We start from the raw sequence: 7432 nt of genomic DNA, 5'->3' as shown, positions 1-7432 counted from the left end.
CGGAGGGCGGCGCCGCCCCGGCCAACGGCGTCGTCCTGTTCCCCACGGGCGGCGCGGGCTCCCCCGACCTCGACGCCGTGGCACCGCGCGAGCACGCCTCCGAGGCCGTGCCGGAGAACGAGAACCCGGTCGCGATGCCACCCGCCGCGGCCGTGGCCCCGGACGAAGCCGCCCACGCCACCGCGAACACGGCCGACACGCTGGAGCTCGCCCCCGTGCTGCTGGCCGTGGCCGGGCTCGTCGGTGTCGGCACGAGCCTCGCGCACACCTGGGTGCGCCGCAGGCAGAACACCCACGTATGAATGGCCTGCGGGCTCGGAGCACCGCATCGGGAGACCGTCGGCGGCCGCGGATTCTCCGCGTGGTGCGTCACTTCCCCGGTCTCCGCGTCGTTGGTCCTGTCAGCAGCTCGCCAACTCGGGAGGGACCGGCCGTGCGACTCGACCCCACCGCCCTGGCAAGGGCGGTTCGCAAGGCGCTCACCGCGACGACGGCCGCGGTGGTCGCGGGCGGGGTGACCGTCCTGACGGCGGGATCGGCCTCGGCCGCCGCCACCGTGACGGCCGACTCGTGCACCGGCACCGTCGGAGGACGGGCCGGGGACACGGTCGCGGTCGACGGGTCGGCGGTATCGGACCTCGTCCGGCAGGGTGCCGAGGAAGCGAAGTCGATCATCGTCGTGCACGACCTGACGATCTGGCCGAACCACCTCGCCGACACCATCGCCGACGAGCGGCTCTCCGTCGGAACCGTGCCGGACGCGCGCACCGGCTCCGTCGACGGCGCCACGATCGGCGCTGCCGTGCGGGAGGCGCTCGACGGGTCGGCCGGCCTCGGCGCACTGCCGTCCACTCAGGACACGACTCTCGACACCATCGAGGAGAAGGTGGCGGGCGACTGCGGCCTCGCCGTCGAGACGACCGACCACACGACGGACACGACCACGCGCTCGGACTCCGGTGGGACCTCGAACCCGGACGCGGGCGACTCCGGCGGCGCACCGTCCTCCGCTCCCGACGACACCGGCGGCACCGCCACGGGCGAGGGCGCCGCGATGGACACGGGCACCGCCGACGGCGGTCTCCAGGGCACAGGGGACGCCCGGTCCCCGCGCCGCGACTACGGCGACATCCCGGTGGCCGAGGCCCCGAGCGCGGGCATCGCGGTTCCGCCGGACCTGCGGTACGCGCCGTCGAACGGCGTGCCCGGCGACGCGACCACTCCCGAGTTCGACATCCTCGGCCCCGGGGGCGACGAGTCCGGCCAGGGCTCCGGCGAGCGTTCGGCCGGCGAACACTCGACCGGCGTGCGCGACACGGGCAACGCCGACGCGCTGGCCGCCGCCGAGTCGTCCGAGGCGATCCGGATGCCGATGTTGTTCGCGGTCGTCGCGCTGGCGGGCGTCACCGCGGGCCTCGTGCGCACCTGGGTGCTGCGCCGCGCGTCGTAGTCCCCACGGCGGGACGCCCCGGCAGGCAGCCTCGACAGGCGGTCTCGACGGGCTCCGTGAGGGGACACGCCGAGCGGTGGTGGCATCGCCACGGGCGGTATGACCTGCGCTCGCGCACCCGAGCCGGGGTGGGCGGGGCCCGCCGACTACACTGGGCCGTCGGCAACCCTCCTGTCACGGAACGCCCGTGACCGCTTGAGCCCGTAGGAGGTGAGTGGTTGTGTCACGCCATTACGAGGTAATGATCATCCTCGAGCCCACGTTCGACGAGCGCAACGTCTCCTCGACGTTGGAGAACTACCTCAAGGTGATCCGCGACTCCGGCGGCACCGTCGAGAACGTCGACGTCTGGGGCCGCCGCAGGCTGTCCTACGAGATCCGCAAGCAGGCGGAGGGCATCTACGCCGTGCTGGATCTCTTCTGCGAGTCGGACGCGGTCAAGGAGCTGGAGCGTCAGCTCTCGTTGCAGGAGACCGTGCTGCGCACCAAGGTCGTCCGCAAGGTTCCCCCGCGCGGCGCGAAGAAGGCCGCCAAGAAGGCCGCTGCGAAGGTCTGAGGCGAACGCGCGATGGCCGGAGACACCATCATCACGGTGGTCGGCAACCTCACCGCCGACCCGGAACTGCGATTCACGCCGTCGGGCGCCGCGGTCGCGAACTTCACGGTCGCGTCCACGCCCCGCATCTTCGACCGCCAGGCCGGCGAGTGGAAGGACGGCGAGGCGCTGTTCCTGCGCTGCAACATCTGGCGGCAGGCGGCCGAGAACGTCGCCGAGACCCTGACCCGGGGCGCCAGGGTGATCGTGCAGGGCAGGCTCAAGCAGCGCTCGTTCGAGACCAAGGAAGGCGAAAAGCGCACGGTCGTCGAACTCGAGGTCGACGAGATCGGCCCGTCGTTGCGCTACGCGACCGCCAAGGTCAACAAGATCAGCCGTGGCAGCGGCGGAGGCGGCTTCGGTGGCGGTGGTGGCGGCGGGGCCCCCGCCGACGACCCGTGGGGCTCGGCACCTCCCACCGGCGGTGGTGGTGGCGGGTTCTCCGACGAACCGCCGTTCTGAGCCCACCGGCGACACCCTGACGCTCGCGCCCCGGTCGTGGACCCGGCGCGGCGCCGCCCCGAACAACCACACGAGAAGTTCCCCAGGAGTACACCGTGGCCAAGCCACCCGTTCGCAAGCCCAAGAAGAAGGTCTGCGTGTTCTGCAAGGCCGAGAAGCAGGGCCAGCCCGAGCTGATCGACTACAAGGACACGACCATGCTGCGCAAGTACATCTCCGACCGCGGCAAGATCCGTGCCCGCCGGGTCACCGGCAACTGCAGCCAGCACCAGCGGGACATCGCCATCGCGGTCAAGAACTCGCGGGAGATGGCGCTGCTGCCCTACACCTCGACCGCTCGCTGAGGAGGAAGTCAGTCATGGCGAAGATCATTCTGACGACCGACGTGGCCCACCTCGGCGGCCCCGGCGACATCGTCGAGGTCAAGGACGGCTACGCCCGCAACTACCTGCTCCCGCGGGGATACGCGATCACCGCGACCAAGGGTGCGGAGAAGAACGTCCGGGTCATCCGGCGCGCCCAGGAGAGCCGTCGCATTCGCGATCTCGACCACGCCAAGGAGGTCAAGACCGCGATCGAGGGCCTCGGCACGATCGAGGTGACGGCGAAGTCGGCCGAGGGGTCGAAGAAGCTCTTCGGCTCGGTCACACCGGCCGATGTCGTGGGCGCCATCAAGGCCGCGGGCGGTCCGCAGCTCGACAAGCGGGTCATCGAACTGCGCCAGCACATCAAGACGGTCGGCAGGCACGACGTGCGCGCGCGCCTGCACCCGAACGTGACGGCGGAGGTCCGCCTGGAGGTCGTCGGCAAGCAGCCGTGAGACCGTGAGACATACATACGAACGGCGGGGTCCCGGTCGGGGCCCCGCCGTTCGTGTGTCCGAGACCGGCATCCGGTGCCGCTCAATGCCCGCCGAGGCACACCCCGATGCCCCTACCGTCCGAGGACGCACCGCCACCACGGTCGTGAGCCACCGATTCCCCCGGGCATCTTCGCCGTATCGAAACCTGAGTGGGGAACCGGTTTCGCCTACCCGACGTCCGACTGTTTGGAACACTTCTCGTTGACGGGCCCCGGCGCCCTGACACGACCGTTCGTCCAGCGGCACGAAGAGGGACTCACATGGCGCGTAGCTCCGTGAGTGATGTGACGAGCGGCGCCGCTGCCACTGCGGCAGGGCGGTCGGCGCATCCGTCGGCGCGGCCACCACGATGGTCGCGATGGCCGCGCCCGCGATTGCGGGCGCGCACCGAAACAATCAGGCGGCGGAGGTGTCGCCTTCCCACACGAGACGAGCAGCCGACCGAAGGCGTATCTGAAGCCGCCAGGGGAAATTGAGGTATGACACTCGTTCGTCACGGTGCCTTCGGCGCGACGGTGGTCGCCCTCGGCGCCGTTCTCGGGGCCTGCGAGGAGCCGGGAACCCCGACACCGTCCGGAGCCGGGCAGTCGACACCGAGCCGGTCGGCGGGAAACGCTCAGCCCATTCCACCGGTGGAGCGGCCCCTCGATCCGTCGTCATGGTTGGCGTCGCCGTGCCAGGCGCTGACCTCGGACGATCTCGCCGAACTCGGCCTTGAGGAGGGCCGGGCACGAGACAAGGCTGCGAGCTCGGCGAGGTCGTGCGACTGGAAACTCGCCGGCGTTTCAGGCACACTTGTCGATCTGCGGTCATGACCGAGAAACCGAACGGACTGAACGACATCTACCGCAGGCACGCGGATTCCGCGCTACGGGAAGAGGTCGAGGTCGGCGGTTATCCCGCGCTCCACTCGAACTTCAACGACAACCGATCGTCCGGCGAATGTTCGTTGTGGATCGGGGTCAACGACAGTGCGGTACTGTTCCTCGACGTCTTCCTTCGCGACAGTCCCGAGGCCGAGGACCCCTGTGGGTAGGCCGACCGGGTCGGCGAAGCGATCGTGAGCAACCTGGGGAGTTGATGACCTATGCCGCTGCTCCTCGGAGTGGGCGAAGGAAGTCGCCGGAGGGATCGAGGTATGACACTCGCCCAGTCTGGTGCCCTGGGTGCCGCGGCGCTCGTTGCCGTGACCGCGCTCTCCGCGTGCGCTGGTGAGCAGGAGCCCGGGAACCCGGTCGTCTCCACTCCGCGCGCGAGCGACGGCACCACAAGCCTGTCCACCGCTCCCGTTCCGCCGGTCTCGGACCCGCTTGATCCCGAGGCGTGGGTGTCCACCCCCTGCCAGGCACTCACGTCCGAAGATCGTGCCGAGCTAGCTCTCGCGCAGGGACGCACGCGCGAAAAGGCGGCTACCTCCGCCATGTCTTGCGTGTGGGCACTGTCCGGGGACAGAACGAGCTTGGTTGATCTCTCAGTGATGACGGAGAACGCCACTGGCTTGAACGCGGTCTACGAGGCGAACCGGGACGCGGAACTGCTCGAGGAGACCAAGACCGCGGGGTACCCCGCGGTCTACGCGGACGCCATCGACCAGCGAGACGACGGCGGCTGCGTCCTCTGGGTAGGCGTCAACGACAGGGACGTCCTCTACATCGATGTCTCATTGCGGTACGTGCCCGAGGCCCAGGACCCCTGTGGATACGCCGACCGGGTCGGCGAAGCGATCGTGAGCAATCTGGGGAGTTGATGACCTATGCCGCTGCTCCTCGTTCCCTTCCTCGCGGGTGCATCGTCGCAACCGCGGTGGTCGGGGCGCCGTGGTTCGCACGGCACCCGGGTGTGGTCTCGAACACGAGTAACGGCTGCTTGCCGATGACCTCCAGGCGGACCTCCGCCGTCACGGGGTGCAGGCGCGCACGCACGTCGTGCCTGCCGGGATTTGGTGCGCGTCGATCTGACGCGATCCGGTCACCGCGGGAGCTCCACTCTCTTCCTGGTCGCCATGCCGTACCCGGCGGGCCGGGCCCCGCGATCTTTGCCGGATCGAGACCTGCGCGGGGAACCGGTTTGGCCCACCCGACGTCCGACTGTTTGGAATACTTCTCGTTGACGGGCGCTCGTCGCCCTGAGCACACTACGTTCGTCCAGCGGCACGAAGGGGGACTCGGGCATGGCGAACAGCTCCGTGAGTGATGTGATGAGCGGCGCCGCCGCCACCGTCGGCAAGGCGGTGGGCGGTCCGATCGGTGCGGCCACGAAGATGATCTCGATGGCCGCACCCACGATCGCGGGTGCGGCGAAACCGTCAGGCGGCGGAGGTTTCGCCTTCTCCCCCGAGGAGATCGACGCCATCATTAAGGAGTGGCGAAACCTCTCGAGCGATCTCAAGTTCGACCACACGCAGGCCTCGATCATGGCGCAGGTCCAGTCACCGGGGGCCGAGTTCGCGAGCGCGGATTTCGCCGAGCGTGCTAATCCCTCGGCCGAAGCCTTCCTTCAGGCCTACGAAAAGATGATGGCCTACGTCAATGCCTACATCAACGCACTCGAGAACGCGAAGCAGCAGATCAGCACACAGGACGAACAGGCACAGGAAGACATCGGCAAGGCCGGAGCGATGGAAGTATGAGCCGTCGTCTTCGCTACCGGATTTCGGCCCCCGTTGTCGCGGCGACGTTCGTTCTTGCTTCCTGCGGCGGAGGCGAAGCCGGTATCCCATCCATGGAATCGCCCACTTCCTCATCGAACCCGACGGCACCGGCCTCGGGCGGTACGGCCGCGCCATCGGTCGAGAACCCGCTAGACCCAGCGACACTCGCCTCCGATCCGTGTACCGCACTAACCGAGCAGAATAAGGACGGGCTCGGATTCGGTGACGGCGAACAGCAAGCGCTGGATGCGATCAACGAGACCGCCTGTGGCTGGAACTTCACTGAGTACCCGCAGGATATGGTCGTGTTCGCTGTCGTGACGGGTGAGTCTCGGGGCTTGGACAGCGTTTACGACAACCGGGACACCAACGACTACTTCGAGCCGACGAACGTCTCCGGCTATCCGGCCGTGTACACGGCGATCCTGGATGGCAGAAGCGACGGTCGCTGCGAACTCTGGGTCGGCGTGAACGAACGGACGCCGCTGTACATCTCGACCTACCTAGAGGAAAGCCCGAAGGCTGACGACCCGTGCGCGACGGCCGGTGACGTGGCCGAAGCCGCGCTGACGAAACTGGGGAGTTGATGACCTATGCCGCTATTCCTCGTTCCCATCCTTGCGGGTGCCGCCGGGGCCGCCGCCGGGTACGGCATGGCGACCCAGGAGGAAAGTGGGAACTTCTCCGGCGGAGACGGTTCTCGGCAGATCGACGCCTATCAGATCTACCAGCAGCTCACCTCGGGCCCTGGAACGAGTTCACTCCAGGAAGGCCAACGAGCTGCCAGTGGTTTGAAGCGCACCTTCAGCGAGCGGGTCCAGCAGATGGAGGAACTGGCCGGGCGGATGGATCAGGCCTGGCAGGGTGACTCCGCCGACGCGGCGAAGGTGGGTGCCCGGCCGCTGAAGGAATGGCTCATGGACTCCGAGGTCAAGCTGCACGACAGCGACCGGGCCATGGGATCACAGGCGGAGGCGTTCACCGGCGCGGTCTCCCGGGTGCAGCCGGTACCGAAGACCCCACCGGAAAGCGACTTCATCAACGACATGAAGCCCTGGACCACCGACACCGACCGGGCGATCCAGGACTACAACGCCAAGGCGCAGGCCAACGTCGACGCGTTCAACGCCTACTACCAGGCGACCACCGCGAACAGCCAGTCGTTGCCGACCTACAGCGGCCTCGACGGCGACATCGGCGAGATCGAGGTCGACGAGAACGCCGGGTCCGGCCCCGGACAGGACGGCCAGAGCGGGCAGATCCGCAGCCTCGGGCCCACACCCGGAACCATGCCCGGCAGCATCGCCGGTGGTGGCGGTGGCGGCGGCACGCCCGGCGGGTCGGGAGGTGGCCTCGGCGGTGGCGGCTACACACCGCCGTCCGGTGGCGGGGGTGGCGACTACGCCGCGCCGG

At 68.8% G+C, this 7432-nt stretch carries 11 protein-coding genes and 1 pseudogene; all 12 read left to right on the top strand.

Annotated features, from left to right (window positions below):
- Positions 1-302, top strand: a pseudogene (locus tag SACSA_RS21395) (hypothetical protein); the annotation flags it as partial.
- Positions 303-433: 131 nt separating this feature from the next.
- On the top strand, positions 434-1450 hold the full coding sequence (locus tag SACSA_RS0104020; RefSeq protein ID WP_019813708.1) for a hypothetical protein: 1017 nt from the start codon (positions 434-436) through the stop codon (positions 1448-1450).
- A gap of 220 nt (positions 1451-1670) precedes the next feature.
- Positions 1671-2006: a 30S ribosomal protein S6 gene (gene rpsF, locus SACSA_RS0104015; protein ID WP_028661522.1), complete on the top strand. Its 336-nt coding sequence runs from the start codon at positions 1671-1673 to the stop codon at positions 2004-2006.
- Positions 2007-2018: 12 nt separating this feature from the next.
- Positions 2019-2507, top strand: coding sequence for a single-stranded DNA-binding protein (locus tag SACSA_RS0104010; RefSeq protein ID WP_019813705.1), 489 nt, complete (start codon positions 2019-2021; stop codon positions 2505-2507).
- A 95-nt stretch (positions 2508-2602) separates the two neighbouring features.
- A complete protein-coding gene (rpsR, locus tag SACSA_RS0104005; RefSeq protein ID WP_019813703.1) occupies positions 2603-2851 on the top strand; it encodes a 30S ribosomal protein S18 in 249 nt (82 codons plus the stop codon).
- Between the two features lie 14 nt (positions 2852-2865).
- Positions 2866-3327: a 50S ribosomal protein L9 gene (gene rplI / locus SACSA_RS0104000; RefSeq protein ID WP_019813701.1), complete on the top strand. Its 462-nt coding sequence runs from the start codon at positions 2866-2868 to the stop codon at positions 3325-3327.
- A gap of 521 nt (positions 3328-3848) precedes the next feature.
- Positions 3849-4184 (top strand): DUF3558 family protein, encoded by a 336-nt coding sequence (locus tag SACSA_RS27155; RefSeq protein ID WP_083940141.1) that lies wholly within the window; start codon positions 3849-3851, stop codon positions 4182-4184.
- Complete coding sequence (locus tag SACSA_RS0103995; protein ID WP_019813699.1) at positions 4181-4405, top strand: DUF3558 domain-containing protein; 225 nt, start codon at positions 4181-4183, stop codon at positions 4403-4405. The genes SACSA_RS27155 and SACSA_RS0103995 overlap by 4 nt, the downstream gene beginning before the upstream one ends.
- Positions 4406-4507: 102 nt before the next feature.
- A complete protein-coding gene (locus SACSA_RS24345) occupies positions 4508-5116 on the top strand; it encodes a DUF3558 domain-containing protein (protein WP_019813697.1) in 609 nt (202 codons plus the stop codon).
- 438 nt (positions 5117-5554) lie between these two features.
- Positions 5555-5998 (top strand): hypothetical protein, encoded by a 444-nt coding sequence (locus SACSA_RS0103985; protein ID WP_232212825.1) that lies wholly within the window; start codon positions 5555-5557, stop codon positions 5996-5998.
- Positions 5995-6606 (top strand): DUF3558 domain-containing protein, encoded by a 612-nt coding sequence (locus tag SACSA_RS24340; protein WP_028661520.1) that lies wholly within the window; start codon positions 5995-5997, stop codon positions 6604-6606. The genes SACSA_RS0103985 and SACSA_RS24340 overlap by 4 nt, the downstream gene beginning before the upstream one ends.
- A 6-nt stretch (positions 6607-6612) precedes the next feature.
- The coding region (locus SACSA_RS21385) for a PPE domain-containing protein (RefSeq protein ID WP_157596600.1) at positions 6613-7432 on the top strand (820 nt) is incomplete at its 3' end.

This window comes from Saccharomonospora saliphila YIM 90502 (assembly GCF_000383795.1).
GTDB lineage: Bacteria > Actinomycetota > Actinomycetes > Mycobacteriales > Pseudonocardiaceae > Saccharomonospora > Saccharomonospora saliphila.
This window is presented reverse-complemented; position numbering and strand designations above follow the sequence as displayed.